21 protein-coding genes, 1 pseudogene and 1 riboswitch are annotated in these 24954 nt (G+C 67.7%); of the genes and pseudogenes, 6 read left to right on the top strand and 16 right to left on the bottom strand.

Annotated elements, in window-relative coordinates:
- Positions 1-14: 14 nt before the first annotated feature.
- The gene (locus tag CF68_RS06380; protein ID WP_035816832.1) at positions 15-1214 is read right to left on the bottom strand and encodes a Bcr/CflA family multidrug efflux MFS transporter; all 1200 of its coding nucleotides are present in this window, start codon (positions 1212-1214) and stop codon (positions 15-17) included.
- A 392-nt stretch (positions 1215-1606) separates the two neighbouring features.
- On the opposite strand from CF68_RS06380, the gene CF68_RS06375 reads away from it, so the two are divergent.
- Complete coding sequence (locus CF68_RS06375; RefSeq protein ID WP_035816831.1) at positions 1607-2194, top strand: hypothetical protein; 588 nt, start codon at positions 1607-1609, stop codon at positions 2192-2194.
- A gap of 106 nt (positions 2195-2300) precedes the next feature.
- On the opposite strand, the gene mdoH is transcribed toward CF68_RS06375, so the two are convergent.
- From mdoH to CF68_RS06360, 3 genes are all read right to left on the bottom strand, one after another.
- On the bottom strand, positions 2301-4910 hold the full coding sequence (gene mdoH / locus CF68_RS06370) for a glucans biosynthesis glucosyltransferase MdoH (protein WP_084187100.1): 2610 nt from the start codon (positions 4908-4910) through the stop codon (positions 2301-2303).
- Entirely contained in the window at positions 4883-6481 is a 1599-nt protein-coding gene (locus CF68_RS06365) for a glucan biosynthesis protein G (RefSeq protein WP_035816848.1), read from the bottom strand. The genes mdoH and CF68_RS06365 overlap by 28 nt, the downstream gene beginning before the upstream one ends.
- Before the next feature lie 367 nt (positions 6482-6848).
- Complete coding sequence (locus CF68_RS06360) at positions 6849-7220, bottom strand: hypothetical protein (RefSeq protein ID WP_035816830.1); 372 nt, start codon at positions 7218-7220, stop codon at positions 6849-6851.
- Positions 7221-7422: 202 nt separating this feature from the next.
- On the opposite strand from CF68_RS06360, the gene CF68_RS06355 reads away from it, so the two are divergent.
- On the top strand, positions 7423-7854 hold the full coding sequence (locus tag CF68_RS06355) for an RT0821/Lpp0805 family surface protein (RefSeq protein WP_035816828.1): 432 nt from the start codon (positions 7423-7425) through the stop codon (positions 7852-7854).
- Positions 7855-7883: 29 nt separating this feature from the next.
- Here the strand turns inward: CF68_RS06355 and CF68_RS06350 are convergent, their stop codons facing one another.
- The 4 genes from CF68_RS06350 to ribB form a co-directional block, all read right to left on the bottom strand.
- The gene (locus CF68_RS06350; protein WP_235205684.1) at positions 7884-9590 is read right to left on the bottom strand and encodes a mechanosensitive ion channel family protein; all 1707 of its coding nucleotides are present in this window, start codon (positions 9588-9590) and stop codon (positions 7884-7886) included.
- 395 nt (positions 9591-9985) lie between these two features.
- A complete protein-coding gene (locus CF68_RS06345) occupies positions 9986-10219 on the bottom strand; it encodes a hypothetical protein (protein WP_010814156.1) in 234 nt (77 codons plus the stop codon).
- 175 nt (positions 10220-10394) lie between these two features.
- On the bottom strand, positions 10395-10982 hold the full coding sequence (locus CF68_RS06340; protein ID WP_035816824.1) for a surface-adhesin E family protein: 588 nt from the start codon (positions 10980-10982) through the stop codon (positions 10395-10397).
- A gap of 103 nt (positions 10983-11085) precedes the next feature.
- The gene (gene ribB / locus CF68_RS06335) at positions 11086-11769 is read right to left on the bottom strand and encodes a 3,4-dihydroxy-2-butanone-4-phosphate synthase (RefSeq protein ID WP_147266306.1); all 684 of its coding nucleotides are present in this window, start codon (positions 11767-11769) and stop codon (positions 11086-11088) included.
- A 170-nt stretch (positions 11770-11939) separates the two neighbouring features.
- Positions 11940-12098, bottom strand: a riboswitch (FMN riboswitch).
- A gap of 347 nt (positions 12099-12445) precedes the next feature.
- Between ribB and CF68_RS06330 the strand changes: the two genes are divergently transcribed.
- Complete coding sequence (locus CF68_RS06330; protein ID WP_035816823.1) at positions 12446-12985, top strand: acyloxyacyl hydrolase; 540 nt, start codon at positions 12446-12448, stop codon at positions 12983-12985.
- Here CF68_RS06330 and CF68_RS06325 read toward each other — a convergent pair.
- From CF68_RS06325 to CF68_RS06305, 5 genes are all read right to left on the bottom strand, one after another.
- The gene (locus tag CF68_RS06325) at positions 12960-13853 is read right to left on the bottom strand and encodes a helix-turn-helix domain-containing protein (RefSeq protein WP_035816844.1); all 894 of its coding nucleotides are present in this window, start codon (positions 13851-13853) and stop codon (positions 12960-12962) included. The genes CF68_RS06330 and CF68_RS06325 overlap by 26 nt on opposite strands.
- A gap of 36 nt (positions 13854-13889) precedes the next feature.
- The gene (locus tag CF68_RS06320) at positions 13890-14879 is read right to left on the bottom strand and encodes a LysR family transcriptional regulator (protein ID WP_035816822.1); all 990 of its coding nucleotides are present in this window, start codon (positions 14877-14879) and stop codon (positions 13890-13892) included.
- Positions 14880-14936: 57 nt separating this feature from the next.
- Positions 14937-15887: an amidohydrolase gene (locus tag CF68_RS06315; RefSeq protein ID WP_035816820.1), complete on the bottom strand. Its 951-nt coding sequence runs from the start codon at positions 15885-15887 to the stop codon at positions 14937-14939.
- Positions 15884-17221 (bottom strand): MFS transporter, encoded by a 1338-nt coding sequence (locus tag CF68_RS06310; protein WP_235205683.1) that lies wholly within the window; start codon positions 17219-17221, stop codon positions 15884-15886. Before CF68_RS06310 ends, CF68_RS06315 begins: the two co-directional genes overlap by 4 nt.
- 76 nt (positions 17222-17297) lie before the next feature.
- Positions 17298-18242, bottom strand: coding sequence for a YncE family protein (locus CF68_RS06305; RefSeq protein ID WP_035816818.1), 945 nt, complete (start codon positions 18240-18242; stop codon positions 17298-17300).
- Positions 18243-18494: 252 nt separating this feature from the next.
- Between CF68_RS06305 and CF68_RS06300 the strand changes: the two are divergent.
- From CF68_RS06300 to CF68_RS06290, 3 genes and pseudogenes are all read left to right on the top strand, one after another.
- A pseudogene (locus CF68_RS06300) lies at positions 18495-19816 on the top strand (hemolysin family protein).
- A gap of 315 nt (positions 19817-20131) precedes the next feature.
- On the top strand, positions 20132-21454 hold the full coding sequence (locus tag CF68_RS06295; RefSeq protein WP_035816817.1) for an EAL domain-containing protein: 1323 nt from the start codon (positions 20132-20134) through the stop codon (positions 21452-21454).
- 145 nt (positions 21455-21599) lie between these two features.
- A complete protein-coding gene (locus tag CF68_RS06290; RefSeq protein WP_010814145.1) occupies positions 21600-21731 on the top strand; it encodes an entericidin A/B family lipoprotein in 132 nt (43 codons plus the stop codon).
- A 94-nt stretch (positions 21732-21825) separates the two neighbouring features.
- On the opposite strand, the gene CF68_RS06285 is transcribed toward CF68_RS06290, so the two are convergent.
- The 3 genes from CF68_RS06285 to CF68_RS06275 form a co-directional block, all read right to left on the bottom strand.
- Positions 21826-22470 carry a bifunctional 4-hydroxy-2-oxoglutarate aldolase/2-dehydro-3-deoxy-phosphogluconate aldolase gene (locus CF68_RS06285; RefSeq protein ID WP_035816816.1) on the bottom strand — a complete coding sequence of 215 codons (645 nt, stop codon included), beginning with the start codon at positions 22468-22470 and terminating at the stop codon, positions 21826-21828.
- A 65-nt stretch (positions 22471-22535) separates the two neighbouring features.
- Positions 22536-23471, bottom strand: coding sequence for a sugar kinase (locus CF68_RS06280; protein ID WP_035816815.1), 936 nt, complete (start codon positions 23469-23471; stop codon positions 22536-22538).
- 13 nt (positions 23472-23484) lie between these two features.
- On the bottom strand, positions 23485-24753 hold the full coding sequence (locus CF68_RS06275) for an amino acid deaminase (RefSeq protein WP_035816840.1): 1269 nt from the start codon (positions 24751-24753) through the stop codon (positions 23485-23487).
- Positions 24754-24954: the final 201 nt, after the last annotated feature.

Genomic DNA, 24954 nt, shown 5'->3' with positions numbered 1-24954 from the left:
GCTCGCAGCCGGTATTAGCGGGGGCGCCCGTAGTAGCGCATCAGCACCGCGCCCGCGCCGCAGGCCGCCATCACCACGCCCAGCGGCAGCGCGGTGCCGTCGCGCCAAAAGCTGACGGCCGCGCCGCCCAGCGTCCCGAGTGAAAACTGCAGCGTGCCCATCAGCGCCGAAGCCGTGCCGGCGCGATGGCCCTGATGGGCGAGCGCCAGTGCCGACGCATTCGGCGATACGCAGCCGAGCGCGCCGATAAAGACGAAAAAGCCCGCCAGCAGCACCGGCAGCACCGCCACGCCTGCAAGCGCGGCAACAGCCAGCCCCAGGCCCGCTGCACAGGCCGCCAGCAGCGCGCCCCCGAGCACCTGATCGAGCGAGCGGCCGCGCACCAGCCTGGCGTTGAGCTGCGACATCGTGATCAGGCCCAGCGCATTGGCGCCGAACACAAAGCCGTAGTGCGACGGCGCAATGCCGTGCAGCTCGATCAGCACGAACGGCGAGCCGGAGATATACGCGAACATGCCCGCCGAGCCGAAACCCGCAGACAGCGAGTAGCCGAGGAACTCGCGATCCCGCAGCAGCTCGGCGTAGCTTTTCGCCACCGTGCCGAGCCGCAGCGGCGCCGCATGGCGCCGGTCCAGCGATTCCTCCATGCGCAGGTGGACCAGCAGCAGGATCAGCATCCCTGCCACCGCCAGCACCCAGAAGATCGCGCGCCAGCCCGACACCGAGAGAATGGCGCCGCCGACGATCGGTGCCAGGATTGGCGCAACCCCCATCACCAGCATCAGCGACGAGAAGGCGCGCGCCGACTCATGCGCCTCAAGCCGGTCGCGGATCACCGCGCGTGCCATCACCATGCCGGCGCAGCCGCCCAGCGCCTGCAGGAAGCGCCACAGCATCAGCGACTCCACGCTGCGTGCCAGCGCGCAACCCACCGCGGCGGCCACGTAGAGGCCCAAGCCGACATAGAGCGGCGGCTTGCGCCCGAAGCGGTCGCTGAACGGCCCATAGAAGGCCTGCCCCAGCGCCAGCCCCACCAGGAATGTGCCGAGGGTCAGCTGCACCTGGCCGATGTCCACGCCGAGATCGCCGGCCAGGGACGGAAAACTCGGCAGGTACATGTCGATCGACAACGGCGCGATCGCCATCAGCGAGCCGCAGATCAGCAGCCAGGCAGGAAAGCGCGCGGCCGAGGCAGCGCTGGTGGAATGGGGCATGGAATGTATCCGGGGGAACGGCGCTGTCACGCACGGCCAGCCTGCTTGCGCCGCGGCCCGCGCCTGCAACCCGTGAAAAGACGCAATTGTTGCACAGCATAACGAAGGCGGTACGGCACTGGCGTGCAGGGTTTTGAAACAGTCGTTCAGAAAAACTGCCCTGCCAAGGTCGGGTTCGATGGTGCTGGCGAAGTTGGCGCTATTGGTGAATAGTGGTGTCAGGTACTTTGCGATCACGGCAGCGCGAATCCGGCGCTGCAGATGCCCGTGCCGGGTGGCGCGGCTTTCACCTGCGGCAAGGTGGAGGGTACAATGCCAGCCTGTCGGCGCAAGCCACACCGTCGGCCACGCAGAGACGGACGACAGTATCGGTCCCGGCAACGTTAGCCTGCATGAGAATACGACACACGCCGCTTCCCGCTTCGCTAGGCCCGGCCGCACTCGCGGCCGTGCTGATGCTGCCGCTGCCCCTGCCGGCCAAGGCCGCGCCGGCGCAGGTGCGCACTGTCGCCACCTCGGTGCCAGCCCCTGTGATCGATGAAGCCGACCCGCTGTCACGCATGCTCAAGGGCGCTGCCACCGGCCAGAACACCGGCGCCGCCGGCGTGCCAGAATTGCTGCGCAACACCACGCGGCCCGACAACGTGCTGGCACGCGCCTGCCGCCAGCTCAACGACGCCCTGCCGATCGAAATCGACGGCGAAACGCGGCTGCGCCGCTGCCAGTCGATCCCCGGCAAGCATGTGCTGTTCCAGTTGGAGCTCACCAACTACCGCGGGCCGATGCTGGACCTGGCCAGCTTCGAGGTCAACTACGCCGCGCCCCTGCAGCGCAATATCTGCGCCAACCGCGACGTCGAGATCCTGACCAAGCTTGGCATCAGCCTGATGTTCCGCTACATGACGCGCAAGGACCGTGGCGAGCGCCGCATCGGCGATGTCTACATCAACGCGCCCATCTGCACGGCGGCGCTGCGCTAGCCAATACAAACAAGAATCGATTGCAACTGATGCGGGACGGCATGCCGCCCGCCCAAAAGAAAGACGGCCCGCAGATGCGGGCCGTTCTCGTTTGGGGCAGTCCCGCTCAGGCAGCGCGCGGGCGCAGCGGCAGCACGTTGGCCGCACGCCGCACCAGGATGCGCGTGTCCTTCCAGCCGGCATCGGCCAGCGGCGAGCCCCACACCAGTTCATGCAGGCGTGCCAGTGCAAACGGATTGCCCAACAGCACATGCTTCTGCGCGGGGGTCAGCGCGCGCGGGCCATGCGTGAGCGCATGCTCGACCAGGGCCTCATGGCGCTTACGTGCCGATTCCGGCTGCACCACGCGCGGCGTGGCGGTCGCGCACATCAGCGCATTGGTGACCGGGTCCACCACGGCGTCGACAAAGTCAGGCGTTTCGGCCGCGGCTTCGACGTGCTGCTGCGTCTCGACGATCTCGCGCGGTACCTGCGTCTCCTCCGGGATCATGAAGAGGCCCGCATTGCGCGAGGCACGCCCGAACGAAACCCGCGACAGCATCACCGACAACGGGATCGACAGCGCCAGCGAGCCCACGATCGGCAACAGCCACAGCACGTAGGACGGGTTCAGCCAGTACACCAAACCACCCCAAGCCAGGCCCAGCGCAGTGTGCCAGCCGTGGCGGCGGAATGCTTCGCCCCAAGTGGTCTCGGCGTCTTCACGCGGCGGCGACTTCCACGAGATGCCCCACCCGCTGTACGCGGCGATCACGAACTTGGTGTGGAACAGCATGCGCGTGGGCGCCAGCAGCGCGGACAGCATCACCTCGATCAGCATGCTGGCAATCAGCTGCACCGCCCCGCCATAACGCCGCGCCTGCTTCATCAGCAGCACCACGCTGGCGAGCTTGGGCAGGAACAGCAGCGTCGCGGTGGCGGAGAACAGTGCGAGCGCCTTTTCGGGATGCCACTCGGGCCAGGTCGGGAACAACTGATATTGCTGCGTGAAGTACTCCGGCGGCACCAGCGCGTGCTTGGCCAGCATCGCCGTGGACAGCAGCAGGAACAGCAGCCACAGCGGCGCCGACAGGTAGGCCATGATGCCGGTCAGGAACACCGCGCGGTGCACCACGTGGAAGCCCTGCTTGAGCCACAGCCTGAAGTTCATCAGGTTGCCCTGGCACCAGCGGCGGTCGCGCTTGACCTCGTCCAGCAGGTTGGGCGGCAGCTCTTCGTACGAGCCTTCCAGGTCATAGGCAATCCACACGCCCCAGCCGGCACGGCGCATCAGCGCGGCTTCGACAAAGTCGTGCGACAGGATCTCGCCCGACAGCGGGCCGCGGCCGGGCAGCGGCGCCAGCGCGCAGTGCTCGATGAACGGATGCACGCGGATGATGGCGTTATGGCCCCAGTAGTGCGACTCACCCAGCTGCCAGTAATGCAGGCCGGCCGTGAACAGCGGCCCGTACACGCGCGTGGCGAACTGCTGCACGCGCGCGTAGAGGGTCTCGCGGCCCACTGCCAGGGGTGCGGACTGGATGATGCCCGCACCGGGGTTGGCTTCCATCAGCCGCACCAGCGTGGCCAGGCAGTCGCCGCTCATCACGCTGTCGGCATCGAGCACCACCATGTAGCGGTACTTGCTGCCCCAGCGGCGGCAGAAGTCGGCCACGTTGCCGGTCTTGCGCTTCACGCGGTGGCGGCGCCAGCGGTAGAAGATGCGGCCGAAGCCGCCGACGGCGCGGCACAACTCCATCCACGCGTCATGCTCGGCGGTGCGCAGGTCCGGATTGCCGCTGTCCGACAGCACGATGAAATCGAAGTTGGACAGGTGGCTGGTGCGCGCCAGCGATTCATAGGTGGCGCGCAACCCCGCGAACACGCGCGTCACGTCCTCATTGCAGATCGGCATGATGATCGCGGTGCGCGCCTCGGGCGCTATCGGCCCGTCGGGCGCGGCCGAGCGCGAGATCAGGTGGCGGTCGCCGTCCTTGGCCAGCACCAGGAAGCCCATCATTGCCGTCCAGAAGCCGGCCGACACCCATGAGAACAGGACGGCGAACAGCACCAGGATGGCGATCTCGAGCGGATCGGCGCCGTGGTACGGCAGCACATTGCTCATGAAGTACGTGGCCAGCACGGTCTGGATCACCACCAGGCCCAGCAGGAACCAGCGGCGGTGCGAGCCGGCCGGATGCCATTTGCCTTCGGCATCGGGACCGTCATGCAGCGTGTCCCACGTCTCGGGCACGGGCGGACGGCCCAGCATGCGGCGCCAGGTATTGCGCAGCCAGCCGGTGACGATATGCGGCGGCCACTGGCGCGGCACCATCGAACTGCGCTCGGGCTCGGGGCCGGTGTCGACCTTCACGGTGCCGTCTTCGCGCCGCTGCAGCAGCGGCGCGCCATCCACCTGGGGATTGCCATATGCCATCGTGAAACGCCGGCCGACGGAGGCGTAGGCACTACCGCCTTGCGCGGGCGGCGTGTCCTTGGCCGCCAGGCGCGACTGCAGGCGCGTGATCGCGTCCTGCGCATCGCGGCCGTCAGCGGTAACCGCGATCACGGGGGCAACGGATGCCACGGGGGTGACCGGTGCGACCGGCGTCGCGGCGCCGTCCGCCAGCAGCTCGCTGCGCACTTCAGGCGATACCGGCAAGCGGTCGACATAGCGCTCGCATGCCGCCGCCTGGGCCGGTCGCTGCTTTAGCCTGGGGGTAAGATGTAGCTCCACGTCTCGGATAGGGTTGTATTGCCGTTGCGAAGATAGCCGCGCAACTCTACCGGCTTGGTTTCGTCCTTGCGGCGCATCACCATGGTCATGCGCCAGCCGCCGGTCGCCTCATTGCGCTGCACCGACGTCTTCAGCAGCTCACCGTTGGCATCGGCCGAAACCACCGGGTCGATGCGCACGTTCGCCGGCAGCTTGCCGAAGGCCGGGCCTTCGAAGTCCACCACCAGCGAAAAGCTCGTGTCTTCCTTGTTGCGGGTCTGGCCCTGCCCCAAGCGGGTCTGGGTCACCCACGACAGCGGCGGCTGTTGTTCGCCGTCCTTCTGCCACAGCAGCCGGTACTCATAGTCGAAGGGTTGCTTCGGCTTGGGCGGGTTGTCCGGCACCCAGTACGCGACGATGTTGTCGTTGGTCTCGTCCGGCGTCGGGATCAGCACCAGCTCTACCCGGCCCGAGCCCCAGTTGCCGCGCGGCTGCACCCAGCCACTGGGCCGGCGCTCATACCACGAGCCGATCTCCTGGTAGCTGTTGAAGGTGCGGTCGCGCTGCATCAGCCCGAAGCCCTGCGGATTGGTCGCCGCGAACGAGGTGACCAGCAAGCGCTTGGGATTGACCAGCGGGCGCCAGACCCATTCGCCGGTGCCCAGGTGGATCGACAGCCCGTCAGAGTCATGCACCTCGGGGCGGAAATCCTGTGCCGGCGACGGCTGGTTCTCGCCGAACAGGAACATGCTGGTCAGCGGCGCCAGGCCCAGCTTGGTCACGTTCTCGCGCAGATAGAGGCGCGACTTGACCTCCATCGCGGTCTCGGCGCCGGGCTTGATGGTGAAACGGTACGCGCCGCTCATGCGGCGCGAATCCATCAGCGCGTAGATCGTGATCTCCTTGGCATTGGGGCCGGGGCGCTCGATCCAGTATTCAACAAAGCGCGGGAACTCCTCGCCCGAATTGAGCGCGGTGTCTACCGCCAGGCCGCGTGCCGACAAGCCGTACCACTGGTCCTTGCCCAGCGCGCGGAAGTAGCTTGCGCCCAGGAACGACGCCAGTTCATCCTTGCGCTTGCCCTGGTTCAGCGGATACAGGATGCGGAAGCCTGCGAAGCCCAGGCCCTTGAGCTTGCCGGCATCGACCTTGTGCGGGCCGTAGTTGAACGCGGACGGGTCGAAGCGGAATTCACGCACGCTGTTGCCCACCACTTCATGGATGCGCACGGGCTGGTCGAACACCATGCCCTCGTGGAAGAACGACAGCTCGAACGGCGCGCGCGTGCCGCGCCAGGCAAAGCGCTCGGGCTTGTATTCGATCTCGCGGTAGCGCTCGTACGACAGCTCGCGCAACTCGCGCGGCAGGTTCTGCGGCGGCGCCTTGTAGGGCGAGGCTGCCAGCTGGCGCGCGCGCGCCGCCACGGTGTCGAAATCGAACGCATGGGCTGCCATGGCACACAGCGCCAGCGCGCTGCCACCAAGCCAGGCTGCGATCCGCACACCCGCCCGCGCCGCGCGGCGGCGGGCCCCCGGCCCGGCAGCGGGCAAGGTAAGAGTAACGGACAGGCGTGGCGTGGCGATCTGTGACATGTATGCCAGGGTAAGCGGATGAATCGGGGTGACCGGCATCGGCGGTCGGAACGAAGGACGACTCAGCAAGAGACGGGCCCGGCGCCGAGTGGCGAGGCCCGGACACGAGGCAGACGGCCCGCGGGGCACTGTGTCCGGTTTGTTGCGATGCGCAATAAACCATAACAATTCGAGACGCAAAAGTCACGTTTCGATCACGCAAGGTTTGAAACAAAATGTTGGCCAGGTTGCCCGAAAGCCGCTCCGGACAAGGCATTGCGGGCGCCGGGGTCACACGGCCGCAAGCCCCGGCGAGGCCAACGCCTGCCGGCTGCGAGAATCTGGTGAAAGTCGGGGCCAGCCGGCAGCCGGCCCTTTTAATACGGTGTTACTTTTTAGCCCCTTCGCTGTACGGATCGAACTTGCCGCTCTTGGCGCCTTCGGAATACGGATCGAACTTCCCGCTCTTCATGCCACCCTGGCTATATGAGTCGAAGGACTTCTGCGCGCCGCCCTGGATCGGCTCCATCTGGTCAGGGCGGGCACCCGGGTTCAGCGAAGTCACGTTGTCGCTTTTTGCGCCATCCGAGTACGGGCTGAATTTGTCCTGCTTGGCGCCATCGGAGTAGGGACTGAACTGGTCTTGCTTGGCGCCGTCGGTGTAGGGATTGAATTTGTCGGCCTTGCCCGTGGTCTGGGCGTGCAGCGTGCCGAATGCGCAGGCCAGGGCCAGGCCGATGGTCAGATAGCTCAGCTTCATGGGATCTCCTCTCGCAGGGGGAAAGGCGCTTGCCTTGCAAAGCGCACGGCAGGCGCCGCTGCCGGCCGACGCGAAGCGCGGGGGCAACAATCAACGCTAGGTCAGCGGCTGGCACGTGTCAACCGCACCGCAGCGCTGCTGCGGCGCTGCATTGCGCTTACAATGCCACCCAAACGCCACCACGAAGCCACAAGGAATCGTCATGCTGCCTCGGCCATCCGACCCTACCGCCAGCCCTGTCCGCCCTGCCCTGCGCGCCGCCGTCACTGGCGCGCTTGGCGCCGCCCTGCTGTTTGCCGCTGCGGCACCGGCGCAGGCGTACTTCGACAATTACCTGAGCGGCACCATCATCGGCACGCTCAATGACAAGGAAGGCGCGTCGCTGGCAAAGTCAGTGCGCACGGCACTGAACGATACGGCCGACGGCAAGACCGTTGAATGGACGTTCCCCGCGGCGGGGCGGCGCCAGCAGATCGACGGCACCATCACGCCGACCGAAAGCAAGACCGACAAGGGCCAGCCCTGCCGGCGCCTGAAGTCCGACCTCAAGCGCGGCAGCGCTGAAGAGCACTGGAGCGGCTGGTTCTGCAAGCAGTCCAACGGGCAATGGAAGTCGCGCCACGTGGCTGACTAAGCGGCGCTGAGCGCTCGCGCCGCCGGCGTTCATGCCGCGCGCGACGGCGCGCGATGCGGCCGCGCCGCCGGATCGACCTGCGGCGATCCGGGTTCCTCGTACCACCTGGTCCCGGGCACGTAGACGGTCTTGTCCGGCTGCGCCATGAAATGCGGCGACATGATCTGCACGCCGTGGGTGTTGAACTGGTCCTGGATCGCCGCGTGCAGGGCCGACAGCGCGTAGAAGCGATTGCGCGGATGGTCCAGCGCGCAGAACAGCTCGTACTCGACGTAGAAGTCGGACAGCCCCCGCTGCAGCACGAATGACGTCGGCGACGGCGCAATATGCGCCGCCTCGGCCGCGGCTGCCAGCAGCATCGCATGAACCTGCCGCCAGGGCGTGTCGTAGCCGATCGTGACCGAAGTCGAGATCAGCGCAGCCTGCCAGCCTTCCTGCACGCGGGGATCACGCACGCTGCCGTGCCGGGTGTAGTTATGGATGGCACTGCCGACCACCACCGCGTTGGGCAGCGTCACCTCTTCATTGCGCAGGTTGATCACCTTCACCGACAGCGCATCCAGCGAGGCCACGGTGCCCACCGTATCGCCGATGCACACCATGTCGCCACGCCGCAGCGCACGCGAATACACCACCACCATGCCGCTCATCAGCTGGTTGACCACATTGGCCGATCCCAGCGTCACCATGAAGCCGAGCAGCACCGACAGCCCCTTGAAGACATCGCTGTCCGAGCCCGGGATGTAGGGGTAGGCAAAGGTGAAGCCCAGCGCCCAGATCACCACCGCCGCCAGCCGCCGCGTGGCGCCCGCGGTTTCCGGATGCATGCCGGGCACCGTGATCTGGCCCTTCTGCACCGCCTTGAAGATATTCGACACCAGCCGCTGCACCGCGCGGGTAATCAGCACGATCACCGCCACCGTGACCAGGCCCGGCACCGACGACACCATCGACAGCGCGATCTGCGACAGCAAGCCGACGATAAAGGCGCCCATGCGATCGCCCATGGGCTGGGTCAGCGGAAACAGCTCGAGCGCAAACTCCAGCCAGGCAAAGGCCAGCACCAGCACCAGCCCGATCGCCAGGATCTGCACGATGCGGGCAACCAGCTGGTAGAGCGCGCCGGTCCAGTCGAACTGGCCGCCGACGCGCTGCGCCAGGTGCCGCTCCAGTGCCACCTGCAGGCGAGCGCGCAGGGCCACGCCGGCTCGCGCCACGCCCCATGTCAGCGCGGCCAGCACGGCCAGGCCAAGCAGGCTCAGCGCGGCACCGCGCAGCAGGTTGGGCCAGTGCAGGTGCGCGCGCCGCGCGGCAATGGCCTGGCGCAGGCCCGCCGCGGTCCGCGTTGCGGCAGCCTCAAGCGTAAGGTGATCCTCCGGGGAAAGGTCTTGCGAGGTCAGCGCGAACAAGAGCCGGTCGCCCAGCCGGAAGGCGACCATCGGCGCGTCGCCGAACGTGCCGCTGACCTGTCCGAGCGGCAGTGCCAGTTCGCTTTCCGTCAGGTCGTCGAACACCAGTTTCGCGCGCGAGACGCGCATGGCCGGGGTGGCACCCGCGATCTCGGCGCGCATGGTGGCGATGGGCCGGTCCATCAGGCGCAGCTCGACGGCAGCCCCGCTGCGCACGGCAATCGGAGCCTGCACGGCCGCGGGATCGGACGCCGGCGCAGCCAGGCTGGCTTGCATCCACAGCGCGCCTATCACCCAGCCCAGTCCCGCCATCCAGAATGCCGTCAATCGCCGCCACCGCCGCCACACCGCTAGCGTTGCCATAAGACCGCTCCCGTCCAAGTTCGCATGCGCCGGCGCGAGGGCTGCACGCCCTGTCCGGCACGATGCCCGCAAGCATAGCGTGCGGCGGCGCAGGCGCAAAGCCGGCGCGGCGGCAGCCGCCTGCGGCAGCGGACGAAAAAAAGGGAGGCCGAAGCCTCCTGTTGCGATCCGCCCGGACATGCCCTGCTCTATCCCCCCGGAAGACACGCAACGCGTGCCGCGGGGCTGTCCTGCGCACGGCGGGTCCGCGCCATGCAGGCGCGGCCGGCCATTATCTGCGTGGCGGCATGGCAGTCACGGGCGCAGCCTGCATCCCCGCTTGCCGGGGAGCCGTGCGCCCGCCGCCATCATCAGCGCGCTCAGGCGCCTTTGTTCTTGGTCGGATCCTTGGCCGCAGGCGCGTGGCTCTTCTTCTTGCTGCTGGTCTTCTTGGCCTTGGCCTTGCTGCTGTCTGCCTTGGCCGGCGCGGCCTTGTCAGTCGACGCTGCCGCCGGCGTGGCCGGGGTGGCAGGCGTCGCCGGAGTCGCCGGCGTCTGCGCCATCGCGCCCGCACCGAACATTGCCATCGACAGCATGACGATCCATTTCTTCATTTCCGTCTCCTCGTTTGCCCTGCAGGTAGGTATGGCAGGGATCCCTGCCATGACTGACGCTTTTGGCTCGCGCCCTGTCACCAGCATCAACGAGGAAGGTTTGCGCGCCGTTGACCGGGACAAACCCTGATAGGAAGCTGGATAGGGAGCCGTGGATCGCCGCTCGCCGCCAGGCTTACCTGCACAGCTTGCGCAGCAACTCCCCGGCAATCGTGCCGGGGCCGGCGACCTGGAAGGTGCCGTACTGCGGCGCGCGGATCGTATAGAGCGAGTCGCCGCGCGCAAAGCGCTTGCTGTAGAGCGTCTGCTCGACCACGGCGAACATGGACGTGGCGCAGTTCAGCACCATGCGCTTGAGCGACGAGCGGATCGGCTCGCCGCTGGCGGTGCGGATCACGCCCGACGGCGAATTCCGCATCACCACCACGCCGACTTCGGTGCCCTGGCGGCGCACCGCGGACTGGTCGAAATACGAAATCACGCCATTGGCACCCATCAGGGGAAGCCATCGTTGCGGATCGGGGGCGGCGGGATCGGGGGCCGCGACCAGCCGGCAGCCTTCCCTGGGCGTGGACCGGAACACAGTGCCGGTGCCAGCGACCTGGCACTCGTACAGGCCAGCGGCTGCAGCCGAGCGGGTGGTGTTGGAGGGAACGGGAGACGGGGCCGGCGCGGCGCTGTCTTCGGCATGCGCCAGCGGTGCGGCCAGTCCGAGCAGGCAGCCAGCAAACGCGGCTGCGTGCCTAAAAATGCGGAACATCATGGAATTGCCCTCATATAGACGGGAAAAAGCGATCCGCATTGTCGCACAGGAAGCACGCATCCCGGCGCGTTTGCATGCCGGGGTGCGTGCAGGCGGCGACTTTTCAGTCGTGCAGGCGCCGCCAGGCCACCAGGTCCTCGATGGTCAGCACCGGCAACTGGTACATCTCGGCAAAGGCCAGCGCCTCCGGCCGGCGTGCCATGGTGCCATCCGGGTTCATCAGCTCGCACAGCACCGCGGCCGGCGACAGGCCCGCCATGCGGGCCAGGTCGACCGAGCCCTCGGTATGGCCGCGGCGCACCAGCACGCCGCCGTCGCGTGCCACCAGCGGAAACACATGGCCCGGGCTGACCACCGCATCGGTGCCCGCATCCCCGGCAATGGCAGCGCGGATGGTGGTGATGCGATCGGCGGCGCTGACGCCCGTGCTGACACCTTCGCGGGCCTCGATCGATACCGTGAAAGCGGTGCCGTACTGGCTGCGGTTGTGCTCGACCATCGGCCGCAGGCCGAGGCTGCGCACCTTGTCCTCGGTCAGGCACAAGCAGACGATGCCGCTGCATTCGCGGATCATCATCGCCATGTTGGCATTGGTCAGGCGCTCCGCGGCCAGGATCAGGTCGGCCTCGTTCTCGCGGTCGTCATCGTCGAGCAACACGACCGGACGGCCTTCGCGCATGGCGTCCAGCGCCTGCGCGATGCGCGCGGCCAGGGAACGGGGGTCGGCATCGGCGGCAAGATCCGCGGACACCTCGGGTGCAACAGCTTCGGTGGAAAGGCTAGACATGAAACGCTCCTTGTTCAGCATCAATGGGCGTTTCAGGGGAAGGATCAACGGAGTTGCAGCGCCGCACGCCGCGCCTGAAGCGCGCGCACGAACAGCCGCGCCCTGCGCGCGGCGCAAGGCAACAGCGAACCGCAAGGCCGGCAAGGCGCCGGGCCACGCGGGCAAACTCCGTCCATCTTCTTTCATCCGGACTATGACCGTCGGCCCTGGCCTCTCACCAGGTCTGCTGACCTCGCACGGGAATGCGAGCGCTCGCGGGCTCGCCGGACACGCACTGCGCGCCGCGGCATACCGCCGGTGGGGACTTTCACCCCGCCCTGAAGACGTAACGAACCGGCGCGGGCTTGCAGCCGGCGCCGGCCCGCGAATGGTAGCACGATTGCTATTTTTTTCATTGTCCCGACGCACAGCGCCGGACGGGCGCTCGCCCACGCTTGAACATATCCGACCATCGCAACGTGGCCTCCCGTGTACTACAAATAAGGCAGGAAGGCAGCGCATGTGCAAGCGGGCGCCCGCCGTGGCGGCCGGCTCATGCCTTACCGGACAACAACGCAGCACCTCTTCATCCGTGCTCCCCATGCGCCGACACGAACAAGAAGCCAGACAAGACCGCCGTGTGAGTTGTTCCTCCTTCCATCCGCCCCCGCCCTGGCGGCCTGCGTGGCAACAACGGGTGCGCCGCACCGTCGCCGCGGGCCTGCTGGCCCTGCCCTTGTGCCTGGCAGCGACGGCACGCGCCGCGCCTGCCGTGCAGCTTGGCTACGGCTTCGACGATGGCCACGACGTGCAGAAGGCGGAGGTCGCCATGTTGTGGGATTCGGGCTTTGCGTGGGGCAATCCGCAAGGCTGGCAGGTCGACCTGCAATGGGAGGTCAACGTTGCGCGCTGGCGCAGCAGCAGCGACAACCAACCCAACGACCTATGGGAGTTTGGTGCCTCGCCGGTGGTGCGGATCGCATGGTGGCGCCACACCTGGGTGCCCTTCCTCGAGCTGTCGGTCGGGCCGCGCCTGCTGACCAGCACGCACACCTCGGCCAACCACGACATTTCCACCGCCTTCCAGTTCTCGGAGTACGCCGGGATCGGCTTGACGGTGGGCAAGGACCGGCGCTTTACCGCGGGCTACCGCTTCCAGCACCTGTCCAATGGCGGCATCAAGGACCCCAATCCCGGCACCACCTTCCACGTCATTTACCTGCGCTACCGCTTCTGACGGCGGCCGCTGCAGCCCCGGCCTGCGCTTCAAACAGGGTGCGGGTGGCATCGTCAGCCGGGAAGAAGCACTCGATGCGCAGCTCCTGCAGCGTGATGTCCTGTGGAATGCCGAGCGTGGTCAGGGTCGAAAACAGCGACGCACGGAACGCGCCCGCATGCAGCACCACCGGCAGCAATGGCGCCGGCGGGCCATCGCTGCCGTCGTCCTCGGGCAGCAGCGCGCCGCCCGGCCCCACCATGTCAGGATGCCAGGCGGCGATGCGCCCGAAGATCTCGCGCGCGGTCTGGTCGTGGGCCTGCACCTGCAGCTCCTGCCACACGCGCCGCAACAGGTAGCGCCCGACCTGGCGCGCGTTCTCGATCACCGGCCACAGGCCCTCCGGATCAAACACGGTCAGCATCAGGTTGACCCTGTGGCTGTTTTCCGCGAGCGATGCCGGCGCGCGCCCGCCCAGCAGGGTCTCGAGCATGCGCCGGTAGGCCGGGTTGGCATCCACCAAGTTCCAGAAACGGTCCAGCACCACGGCGGGGTACGGCTCCTGCTTGGCCAGGATCAGCGCGATCGCCTGCTGCACCATCTGCAGCGGCGGCGAAGCCAGCGCGTGTTCGCTGTAGGCCGGGGCAAAGCCGCTGGCCAGCAGCAGCCGGTTGCGCTGGCGCAGCGGCACGCCCAGGCGCTCGGCCAGCGCCAGCACCATTTCACGGCTGGGGCGGGCGCGGCCGGATTCCAGGAAGGAGATGTGGCGCTGCGACACCCCGGCGGCCAGCGACAGCGCCAGCTGGCTGTAGCCGCGCTTGCTGCGCCAGTAGCGCAGCAGGCCGGGGAAGTCGAGGGTGGCCTCGGAGGCTGGGGTCAGCGTGTCCATGGCATGCATTACAGCATGCACCACGGCGTATGACCATTACCTTGCAGGTAATGGCTCCAATTCAGTCACCGCCTGCGGAGCGCCGGGCACCGCCGCGCGCACCGCGTCGATCAGCAGGCGCATGGCCGGCGTCGCGGCGCGCCGCCGGCGCAGCACAATCCCATAGGGTACCAACCGCCCGCGCATCGCCACCGGCAGGACCGCCAGCGCACCCAGGGCGACGAAGTACTCCGCGATGGCGCCCGGCACGACGGCAATGCGGTCGCTGTCCGCCAGCAGCGGCAGCGTGCCCATGATCGACGAGGTCTCGATGATGTCTTCCGGCAGCGGCACGCGGTTGTCGCGGAAGGTCTGGTCGATGATCTGCCACATCGGCACCGCCGCCGGCGGGATGATCCAGGGATAGCCGGCCAGGGAAGCCAGCTTGACGCCGCGCTTGCCCGCCTGCGGATGGCCGGCGCGCGCCACGATGGCCAGCGACTCTTCGAACAGTGGCTCGAAGTCGAGATCGTCGGCCACCGTGCCTTCGGGAATGCGTCCGATCACCACGTCCAGCGCATCCTGCCGCAGCGCCTGTACCAGTACGTCGCTGGTATCGACCTGCATCACGATATGCAAACGCGGATAGCGCGCCTTGAGCGCGTTGATGACGCCCGACAGCACCGAAGGCACAGGGGCCAGGATCGAGCCGAGCCGCACCTTGCCCACCTCGCCCGCGGCGATGGCGGCAAATTCATCGTGCAGGGCATCCAGGTCGGCCAGCACCACGCGCGCATAGCGGATCAGCGCCTCGCCGAACACCGTCGGCTCGATGCCGCGCGCATGCCGCGTGAACAGCAACGTGCCGACCACGCTCTCGAGCTCGTGCAATGCCTTGGTGACGGCTGGCTGGGACAGCGCCATCTGTGTGGCGGCGCGCCGCAGCGAGCGGTGCTCGGCAAGGGCCAGGGCCAGGCGCAGATGCCGCATATGCAGGCGTTTACGCAGGGTGGCGGCACTGGAGAGGGTGGCTGGGAGGTCTGGCATGGTGGCCGGGCTGCGGCGAAGATAGGACTTATAGCATGCTTGTGCTTGCCGCTGGTTCTAGGCCAGCTCGGACGGCCTTGGAACATTGATCCGATAGAACCTGACCGCATTGCCAGCCAGCACCCGCTGCCTGGCCACAGGATCCGGCAGCGCCTCGCACACCGTGCCGAGGATCGTACCGAAGTCCGCGCTCAAGCCCGAGACCGGCAGGTTGCTGCCGAACATCGCCCGCTCATGCCCGAAAATCGCCAGCACCTCGCGCACGATGCGGCGGTTGCCCTGCGCATCCCAGCGCCCGCCGGCCAGCCCGAACTCCGACAGCTTGACCGACACATTGGCGCAGGCAGCCAGCGCCCCCATGCCGTCGCGCCAGCAAGCCAGGCCCTCCTCCGAGCGGTCCAGCGGCAGGCCCGCGTGATTGAGCGCGATCGGCACGCCCGGCAAGGCGGCCGCCACCCGCGCCGCCTCGCGCAAATGCCAGAACGGTACCCGCAGATCCCACGACAAGCCATGGCGTTCCAGCCGCGCCAGGTCATCCAGCCAGGCCTGGTCCTGCATCGACCCCGGCCGCCCTGCCACCGACTCGCCCGGCGCCGACGCCGTCAGCGGTTTGCACCGGATCCCCCTGACCCGCGCGAAACCGGCCTGGCGCGCCAGCAGCTCGGCGCATCCGGGAGTGCCGAACGGCGCGTAGGCCACCACCGCTGCAGCCAGGCCGGGCCGCCACGCTTCCTGGTGCAGCCATGCAGTTTCGTCGACGGCTTCGCGGCGGTCGCGTTCGGCCTCTACGTGCACGGTGGCCAGCACGGTGACGGCGCTGGTGTCATGCGCGTACTGCGCCTCAAGGTAATCGCTGCGCAGGGCCTGGTAATCGCCGAGAAAGAAGCTCTGCGGCCGGTATTCGTCCTGCAGCCAGGGATAGCGGCCGCGCCCGAGTTGCCACAAGTGGTGGTGAGCGTCGACGATGGCCAGGCCTGCGGGCAGCGCGGCAGTTGTTATCCCGCTCATCGGCACCGCCTCGGCAGCGTGGCGGCCAGGGCGCCGGCCAGCACCAGCGCGGCGACCAGCAGGTAGACACCGGCGCCCGCGCCGACGCGCTCGATCAGCACGCCCGCGGCATAGGGACCGCAGAATCCGCCCAGGTTGCCGAGCGCATTGATCACGCCGCGCGCCACGCCCGCGTGCTCGGCGGCCAGCAGCCGCGGCGGCAGAGTCCAGAACACGCCCGCGGCGGACTGCAGGAAGAAGCCGCTGCCAACCAGGAGGCCATAGGAGAGCCAGGTATTGTCGTGCCACCACACCGAACCGGCCAGGCAGGCGGCAAAACCCAGCAGCGGCCAGACCACGAAGACCTTGCGCCGGCCGGTGCGGTCGGACAGCGAGGAGATCGCAAGGATGCCGGCCATGGTGCCCAGGTAGGGCAGCACGGCCAGCATGCCGACCTGCCCCATGCCGCCTCCGGTCAGGCCCTTCAGGATGGTGGGTAGCCACAGCGTGTACCCGTAGATCCCCATCTGGTAGAGAAAATTGACCGCGATCAGGCGCCAGATCACGTCCTGCGACAGGATGTGAGCCAATACCGCCCGCGTGCCGGCCGCGCCCTGGCCCAAGTTCGCGCCAGCCGCCGCTGCCTGCTGCTCTTCCTCGCGCAGGCGGGCCAGCAGATAAGCCTTCTCTTCGGCAGAAATCCAGCGCGCCTGCTCCGGCCGGTCACAGGCCAGCTTCCACCACACGCCAAGGCAGGCCAGCGAAATCAGGCCTTCAACGATAAACAGCCAGCGCCAGTCGAGCGCCGCGATCACCAGCCCCGACAGCGGCGCGGTGATGATGCCGGCGATCGGCACGAACAGGATCACCAGGGCGTTGGCGCGTCCGCGTTCGTGGTCGGGAAACCAGTTGCCGACCATGGTCAGCACCACCGGCAGCATGCCCCCCTCGGCCACCCCGAGGGCAAAGCGCAGAATCAGCAGTTCCGTCTCGTTGCGCACCAGTCCGGTCAGCACGGAAATGACGGCCCAGGCCAGCATCGACCAGGCGATGAAATTGCGCCCGCTGCCGCGCACCGCCAGCTTGCCGCCGGGAATCTGCAGGAACAGATAGCCGACAAAGAAAATGCCGCCGGCCAGGCCGGCCATGCTGGCGCCGATACCGAGCGCATCGCCCATCCCGCCCGGCATCGCGAAGGCGATATTGACGCGATCCATGTACGAGACGATGCAGACCATCAGGATCGGCGGGATGATGCGCCACCAGCGCTGGGCTGGAATGCTGGGGGCACCGGTGAGTGGTGTCGCATCGATGGCGACGGACGTGCCGGCGCCGGCTTGGTCCAAGCCTTTCATACTCTGTCTCCGTATGGATTTCCGGGTATAAGCCGCTGGCATCTGCGCTGCCTTCGCGGCCTTGAACGCCCGCTGACTACCGCGGCGGCAAAGCCAGGATGGCAAGGCCGTCCGGTTCCTTGCCAGTAGTGAAGGCATGGCGCAGCGTCAGGCCAGGCAGGTCAAGCTGGCCGACGGTGTGGTCGTTGAGCGCGATATAGGCGCGGCTCGGGTCAGCCGGATGGAAGGCGAGCGCGATCGGCTTGGCGCCGGTGTCGACCCGGCCGGTTTCCGCGAGCGAGTCAGGGTCGAAAATGCGGATGCTGCGCTCGCCGTAGTTGAGTACGAACAGGCGGTCGTCCGGCGACCAGTAAATGCGGGTGGGGTCCTCGCCGGTCGGCACCGTGCGCACCGCTTCCATCGTGCGCGCGTCCAGCCGGGTAAGACTGTGATCGTCGCGACTGGCGACGTAGAGCGCCGCTTCGTCGCGGCTCAGGCAGCAGCCCTCGGGGCGCCTGCCAGCGTACGCGGCGCGCGGAGCGCGGGTGGCATCGTAGGGGTGAACCAGCGTCACGGTGTGCGACAGCAGGTTGGTCACGTAGGCCCGCTCGCCATCGGCCGACAACACGAACAGATGGCTCTTGACCCCGCCCGCCGGCACGGCGCGGTCCGGCACCGTGCGCTCCAGCGGCGCCTCGAACACCAGCAGCATATTGTCGCGCTCGCTTAGCGCGTAGACACGCCCTTGCCGGTCGATCTGCAGGCCGTGGATGCGGTGATAGGGCGAGCAATCCAGCCGTGCCCCGACCGCGCCGCGCATCAGGTCAACCGCGATTACCGCGGCGCCGCCATCGCCGGCGTGCGCGAAGGTCTGCACGCCATAGTGGCCGACGTAGCCGCGCAGGCGCTCGCGGTCCACCACGAATTCATGGGGATAATCAGGCAACTGCACGCTGAAGCGGCGCTCACCGCCATCCAGTTCGTAAGCGCTGAAGCTATGGCCGAATTTCTCCACCAGCACGGCCGTCCATTGGCTGTCCATTCTGTCTCCTTGTGATTCGCACGCCTGTAGGCTCCAGGCTTTTCGGAAGGCGGCACAGGTGCTGCCATGGACGAAAGTTTGGCGCAGCCAACGATAACTATCTATTGAATATTTGGTATCGAGCTATCTCCATTAGTTATCGCTACGTCAAGCGGAGGTGCCACCATCACCTGCGCCGCGGAACCGCCGAGCCGTCATGCGCGGATGGTATGCTTGGTGCTTTCAACTCACACGCATAGGGCGCGCACCCTGATGGAAATTGCCATACTGCTGGCGCTGATTCTGCTCAACGGCCTGTTCGCGATGTCCGAGATCGCACTGGTCACGGCCCGCAAGGCACGTCTGCAGCGCCAGATCGAGAACGGTGACCGCGGCGCGATTGCCGCGGTCCAGCTGGGCGAGGACCCCACGCGCTTCCTGTCCACGGTGCAGATCGGCATCACGTCGATCGGCGTGCTCAACGGCGTGGTCGGCGAATCCACGCTGGCGCAGCCGCTGGGCCTCTGGCTGCAAGGCTTCGGCTTGTCGCCGAACACCTCCGGCTATGTGGCGACCGCCATCGTGGTTGCCGGCCTGACCTATTTTTCCATCGTGCTGGGTGAACTGGTGCCCAAGCGCCTGGGCCAGATGGCCCCGGAAGCCATCGCACGGCTGGTGGCGCGCCCGATCGGCTGGCTGGCCGTGGCCTCCACCCCATTCGTCAAGCTGCTGTCCAGCTCCACGCGGCTGGTGCTGCGGCTGCTCGGCACCAAGGTCGACCGCGGCCCGGGCGTGACCGAGGAAGAAATCCACGCGCTGCTGGTCGAGGGCTCCGAAGCCGGCGTGATCGAGCAGCACGAGCACACCATGGTGCGCAACGTGTTCCGGCTGGACGACCGCCAGCTGGCATCGCTAATGGTGCCGCGCGGCGATGTCGTGTACCTGGACGTGGAAGAGACGCTGGATGAAAACCTGCTCCGCATCGAAGAATCCGACCACTCGCGCTTTCCGGTCGTGCGCGGCGGCATGCACGACATCATCGGCGTGNCGGCGTGGTCGGCGCGCGCCAGCTGCTGGCGCGCCGGCTGCGCGGCGAAGAAGCCGACCTGAAGGCCGCGGCGCAGCCGGCGGTGTTCGTGCCCGAGAGCGTGACCGGCATGGAACTGCTGGAAAATTTCCGCGGCTCCGGCGGCCAGATGGCCTTTGTCATCGACGAATACGGCGAAGTGCTGGGCCTGGTCACGCTGCAGGACCTGATCGAGGCCATCACCGGCGAATTCAAGGCCGACGCCGCCGGCGAGGAATGGGCGGTGCAGCGCGACGACGGCTCGTGGCTGCTCGACGGCCTGATCCCGATCCCGGAACTGAAGGACCGCATCGGCCTGCGCCAGGTGCCAGAGGAAGAAAAAGAGCGCTACCACACCCTGTCCGGCATGCTGCTCCTGCTGCTGGGCCGCCTGCCGCAGATCGCCGACAGCGTGCAATGGGGCGACTGGCGCTTCGAGATCGTCGACATGGACGGCAAGCGCATCGACAAGGTGTTGGCGTCGCGCCTGCCCCCGCAGGAAGGACCTGAGGAAGAGACCACCGGCTGATCAGGCCAGCCCACCCGCCGATGCCTGATTCCGGCAGTGGCGTCAATCCTGGATCACAGCCGATGACGGCCATATTGATCCATATCAAGTTGCAGGTTGCGACCAAGTCACCTTGGCGCAATTTGCAATGGTCTGCCCCTCCCCTTCGCTTATGATCGGCCTGTGCGGCCCGCATGCGGCCGTGGCAGGCATGGATCACCAAGGCCTGACGACAAGCGCCGGCGGCCGCCCCAGCGGCCAGCCGAACGACCAAATTTGCTACCGGGGAGACGCGGACATCGCAAAGCCATTAACCGGCTGTCCGCAAGACCATCCATGCATCCTGATGCCGATGACATCGCCGCGCCAGCGGCCGCGGGCGCGGGCACGATACAGCCTTCAGCCCTGGTGTCCGCGCTTGCGGCACGCCGCTCCGGCACCGGGCAGCCGGCGACCATCCTCTCGATCCGCCTGGACCGCTTTGCCAGCGCCTGCGAAACCCTGGGCCCCCGGCGCGCCGCCAGGCTGAAGGCCATCGTGCAGGCACGCATCGCCTGCCTGCTGCCGCCTGGCGCCATCATGCACTGGATGGCGCCGGCAGACCTGGTGGTCATTACCGCGCTGCCGGACGGCGTGCCCGACCCCGGCCCGGTGGCCAGCCGGCTGGCCGACGAGCTGTCCCGGCCGTTCGCGCTGGAGGGCTTCGAGCTGTTCATTTCGTCCAGCATCGGCGTGGCCACCGACCATCCGGATATCCCGGCTGAACGCAGCCTGCAGCAGGCCCTGGACGCGATGCTGCGGGTCGATCGACGGGGGGGCGACGGCCTGGCGCGCGCCGACAAGCCCACCGCGCCGCCGACCGCGCCCCTGCTGGCAGCCCTGCCCGACGCACTGGAGCGCGGCGAGCTGAGCCTGCAGCTGCAGCCGCGCGCCGACTTCGCCAGCGCCGTGGTCAGCGGCTACACCGTGCGGCTGCGCTGGCACCATGCGGCGCTGGGACGCGTGGCGCCGCAGGATTTCCTGCCGGCGGTGGAGTCGCTGGGGCTGGTCGGCCGGATTGGCAGCTGGCTGCTGGAAAGCGTGCTGCCACTGGTACGCGCCGCCGAAAACGTGGCCCCGCTGCAATTCACCCTGCTGGCTTCCAGCGCACAGCTGCACCGCCCGCAGATGGTGGAGGCACTGGCCCATGCCATCGACGCAGCCGGCATCGCGCCGGACCGCCTGTGCATCGAGGTGTCGGCCAGCGCCGTGCCGGCCGACCCCGACATCATTGCCCGCTTTGACGCGCTGCGCGGGCGCGGGCTGCAACTGGCACTGGGCGATTTCGACGACAGCCCGGGCTGCCGCCGCTTGCTGACGGCGCTGCACCCGGACAGCGTCACGCTGGACGCGCGCCGGCTGGGCCATGCACCCCGGGCCGGCGAATCCGCCAACCGTGCCGAGAGCCTGCGCGCCGCCTGCCGGCTGGCCCGGAGCGCCGGCGTGTCGGTCTGTGCCAAAGGGATCGAGACCCGCCAGCAGCTCGAGGCGGTGCGTGCCTGGGGCTGCCACAGCGTGCAGGGCTACCTGCTGGCGCAGCCGTTCCCCGCGACCTGGCTGCTCCAGACCCATGCGGCAATCCAGCAGCGCGCCCGGGAGTTGCTGGCGCCCCACGCCTGAGAACCGGCTGGCGTTGCGGGCCGTTGCACGATTTACAAATTGGCACATACCAGATGGCAAACCCGCTCACAGCAGCGGTAAAATCGGCGCAAATCCCTCAATCCCTGAATCTCTCGATTCTTAAAATCCTCAAAAGGAGCCCGGCGTGAAGAAAGGTTGGATCTGGTGCGTTTTGTTTGCCACCCTGTTGGCTGGCTGCAACACGATGGCGGGGCTCGGCCAGGACATTCAGCGCGGTGGCCAGAAGCTCGAAAGCTCGGCGGACCGTCACAAGTAAGCCGCCAGCCCCCCAAGTCTGATGCGGCCCGGACCGCGTCGATATGAAAACGGCACGCCGCATGGCGTGCCGTTTCTCTTTGCGCTGCCGCTGCTCAGCGCTTGTTGCGCAATGCCTTGGCCTGCTCGGCCAGTGTGCGGATGCGGCCCCAGTCGCCACTGGCGACGGCGTCCTTGGGCACCACCCACGAACCGCCCACGCACACCACGTTCGGCAGCGCCAGGTAGGTCGGCGCCAGCGCGGCGTCGATGCCGCCGGTCGGGCAGAAGCGCAGCTGCGGCAGCGGGCCGCCCAGCGACTTCAGCATCGGCACGCCGCCCGCGGCCTGCGCCGGGAAGAACTTGAGGAACGTGAAGCCGGCTTCCAGCGCCGCCATCGCCTCACTCGCGGTGGCCACGCCCGGCAGCAGCGAAATGCCCGCGCCCTGCGCGCCCTCGGCCAGCGCCGGGGTCAGGCCGGGCGAGACGGCAAACTGTGCGCCCGCATCGCGCACGGCGTGCAGCTGCTCAACGTTCAGCACCGTGCCGGCACCGACGCAGGCCTGCGGCAAGGCTGCCGCCACCGCCCTGATCGCCTCCAGCGCCACCGGCGTACGCAGCGTGATCTCAAGCAGCGGCAAGCCGCCGGTGACCAGTGCCTCGCTGACGTGCAGGGCCTCGTCGACCGAGTGGAACTCCAGCACCGGGATCACCGGTACATCGGCAAGGCGTTGAAGCAGCGGGGAAGTCTGGTTTTGCATGGCTGTCTCGAAATAGGAAGTGCAGAAGCAGGGTTTCAGGGAAGCAGGAGTTCAGGCCTACAGGGTCACGCGATCACCGACACCGACTGCGCCAGCCGGCCCAGCACGGTCTGGGCATCGGGGATCGGCGCCACCGCGCCATAGCCGGTGGTAGACAGCGCCGCGGCCACGTTGGCATAGCGCGCCGCCTCAAACGGATCGGCACCCGCGGCCAGGCGCGCGACAAAGCTGCCGCCGAAGCAATCGCCGGCCCCGGTGGCATCGACCGGCTTGACCGGATAAGGCGGCACCAGCGCGCGCGACTCGGGCGTGGCCACATAGGAGCCCTCTTCGCCCAGCTTCAGCGCGACCAGGCCGATGCCGCAGCCCAGCAGGTAGTCGACGATGGCGTCGCGGTCGTCCAGCCCGGTCAGCACGGTGATGTCATCCCAGCTGGGCAGGCACACGTCGGTCAGCATGAGGGCCTCGCGCATGATGCCGCGCGCGCGCGCCAGCGACCACAGCCGCAGCCGCAGGTTGGTGTCCAGCGTGACCTTGGTGCCGGCCTTGCGCGCATGCTCCATCGCGTCCAGCCCGGCATCGCAGGCGCTGGTGCTGATGGCCAGGCTGATGCCCGACAGGTGCAGGTAGCGCGCCGCGGCGATCGCGCCTAGCGGCAGATGCTCGTGCTGGTAGCGGCTGGCGGCAGAGCCTTCGCGCAGGTAGTCGAAGCGGTGGCCGTGGTTGTCGTGCGAGACAAAGTAGACCCCGGTAGGCGCGCTCGGGTCGATGCGCACGTGGCGGGTATCGACCCGCTCCTGCGTCCATAGCGCGCGCAGGCGCTCGCCGAAGGTGTCGGCGCCGACCGCGCAGATATAGCCGGTGCTGGCGCCCTGGCGCGCAGCGGCAATGCAGAAGTTGGAAGTGTCGCCGCCAAAGCCTTGCAGGTAGCGCGACGGATCGTCGGGCTGCTGGTTGAACTCCACCAGCGGTTCGCCGTAGGCCAGGATGTCGATGCTCATGGGGCTGCCTGCCTCAGAAGAAGGTTTGCACGATGTCGATCACGCGCATGTCGCGGTCCAGCACCGGGATATGGCGCCACTTGTCGAAAGTCAGGCACGGGTGCGAGATATCGAAGGCGATCATGTCGCCTACCTGCACGTCGTCGCCCGGCTTGACCTGCAGGTAGGCGTGCTGGTCCATCATGCCGGTGACTTCCCAGTGCGCGGGGACGTCCACCGGCGCCTCGGTGCCGGGCCGGTACAGGCGCGCCGGGATCGGCATGCCGGCGTCGAAGGCCGCATCGCGCTTGCCCATGCCGATGATGACGCGGTCCGGCTCGGGGATCGACTGCACATAGGCCCACAGCTGCAGCGCCGGCAGCAGGCCCTCGCGCATCTTCTGCGCGACCGGGTTGCTGGCCAGGATGCGCTGCTGCGCGGCGCGGTAGATGCCCACATCGTGCGTCAGGTAGCAGCCCGGACGCAGCACGATGTCGATCGGCGCGCCGATCTCGGTGCGCGCGAATTCCTCGGCCACCACGTCGTACCAGGCCGAGCCCGCGCCCGACATCACCACCGGGCTGCGGCCGAAGCGGCCTTCATGTGCCAGTTGCCGCGTCACCGCCACGGTGCGCTGCAGGAACTTGCGGATATCGGCTTCTTCCTTGAGCACGCCTTCATAGATCTCAACGCCGGCCAGCGACAGCGCCTGCGGCCAGCGCGCCAGCGCGTCCAGCACGGCCTGCTGCTGCGCATCGTCGCGCACGCCGGTGCGCCCACCTTCCACGCCCAGTTCCAGCAGCACCTGCAGCTTCTGGCCGCGCTCCTGGAAGAACTTGCCGAGCTGGTCGACCAGCTCGGCCGAGTCCACCAGCGCGAAGAATTCGAAATCCGGATCGCGCAGCAGGTCAGCGATGATTTCCATATTGCGGCGGCCCACCAGCTGGTTGGCCATCAGCACGCGCTTGACGCCGTGCGCATGCGCGGCAGCGGTCTGGTGCGCGGTGGCCAGCGTGATGCCCCACGCGCCGGCGCCGAGCTGGCGCGCAAACAGCTTGGGCGCCATGGTGGTCTTGCCGTGCGGCGCAAGCTGCACGCCGTATTCGTTCATGAAGCGGCGCATCCATTCCAGGTTGTGCGCAAGCCGGTCTTCATAGAGCACCGCGGCCGGCAGGCTCAACTCTTCCTGCAACAGGTTCCAGCCGGTCTGGCCGGCTGCATCCGGGGCGATCGGGGCTTCCATCCGGCCCAGCGCCTTGTTGAGCGGATCGATCACGCCGGCCTGATACTTTATTTCACGCATGCTTGTCATCACCTTGAAAAAATCTGATTGACGTAATGATAGCCCTGAAAATAAGATATTTCATCCTTGTTATAAAGTAACACGCAGATGCCCGGACGGGCTAGCCGGGACAACGCGACTGGCATCCGCCACGTGCGCCAATCACTGTTATAGCCCCTGCCCGCAAGCACTGCAGCTTTCGTCACATTTCTATCCGCCCCG

Origin of the sequence: Cupriavidus sp. SK-4, from assembly GCF_000611125.1 — a bacterium.
GTDB lineage: Bacteria > Pseudomonadota > Gammaproteobacteria > Burkholderiales > Burkholderiaceae > Cupriavidus > Cupriavidus necator.
Note: the sequence above shows the minus strand (reverse complement) of the source record. Positions and strands in the feature narration are given on the sequence as shown.

Excerpts from the sequence above, each read along its gene's own strand:
- CF68_RS06380 (WP_035816832.1), bottom strand. The coding sequence starts at position 1,214 with ATGCCCCATTCCACCAGCGCTGCCTCGGCCGCGCGCTTTCCTGCCTGG.
- CF68_RS06375 (WP_035816831.1), top strand. The coding sequence starts at position 1,607 with ATGAGAATACGACACACGCCGCTTCCCGCTTCGCTAGGCCCGGCCGCA.
- CF68_RS06365 (WP_035816848.1), bottom strand. The coding sequence starts at position 6,481 with ATGTCACAGATCGCCACGCCACGCCTGTCCGTTACTCTTACCTTGCCC.
- CF68_RS06360 (WP_035816830.1), bottom strand. The coding sequence starts at position 7,220 with ATGAAGCTGAGCTATCTGACCATCGGCCTGGCCCTGGCCTGCGCATTC.
- CF68_RS06355 (WP_035816828.1), top strand. The coding sequence starts at position 7,423 with ATGCTGCCTCGGCCATCCGACCCTACCGCCAGCCCTGTCCGCCCTGCC.
- CF68_RS06345 (WP_010814156.1), bottom strand. The coding sequence starts at position 10,219 with ATGAAGAAATGGATCGTCATGCTGTCGATGGCAATGTTCGGTGCGGGC.
- CF68_RS06340 (WP_035816824.1), bottom strand. The coding sequence starts at position 10,982 with ATGATGTTCCGCATTTTTAGGCACGCAGCCGCGTTTGCTGGCTGCCTG.
- ribB (WP_147266306.1), bottom strand. The coding sequence starts at position 11,769 with ATGTCTAGCCTTTCCACCGAAGCTGTTGCACCCGAGGTGTCCGCGGAT.
- CF68_RS06325 (WP_035816844.1), bottom strand. The coding sequence starts at position 13,853 with ATGGACACGCTGACCCCAGCCTCCGAGGCCACCCTCGACTTCCCCGGC.
- CF68_RS06320 (WP_035816822.1), bottom strand. The coding sequence starts at position 14,879 with ATGCCAGACCTCCCAGCCACCCTCTCCAGTGCCGCCACCCTGCGTAAA.
- CF68_RS06315 (WP_035816820.1), bottom strand. The coding sequence starts at position 15,887 with ATGAGCGGGATAACAACTGCCGCGCTGCCCGCAGGCCTGGCCATCGTC.
- CF68_RS06310 (WP_235205683.1), bottom strand. The coding sequence starts at position 17,221 with ATGAAAGGCTTGGACCAAGCCGGCGCCGGCACGTCCGTCGCCATCGAT.
- CF68_RS06305 (WP_035816818.1), bottom strand. The coding sequence starts at position 18,242 with ATGGACAGCCAATGGACGGCCGTGCTGGTGGAGAAATTCGGCCATAGC.
- CF68_RS06295 (WP_035816817.1), top strand. The coding sequence starts at position 20,132 with ATGCATCCTGATGCCGATGACATCGCCGCGCCAGCGGCCGCGGGCGCG.
- CF68_RS06285 (WP_035816816.1), bottom strand. The coding sequence starts at position 22,470 with ATGCAAAACCAGACTTCCCCGCTGCTTCAACGCCTTGCCGATGTACCG.
- CF68_RS06280 (WP_035816815.1), bottom strand. The coding sequence starts at position 23,471 with ATGAGCATCGACATCCTGGCCTACGGCGAACCGCTGGTGGAGTTCAAC.
- CF68_RS06275 (WP_035816840.1), bottom strand. The coding sequence starts at position 24,753 with ATGCGTGAAATAAAGTATCAGGCCGGCGTGATCGATCCGCTCAACAAG.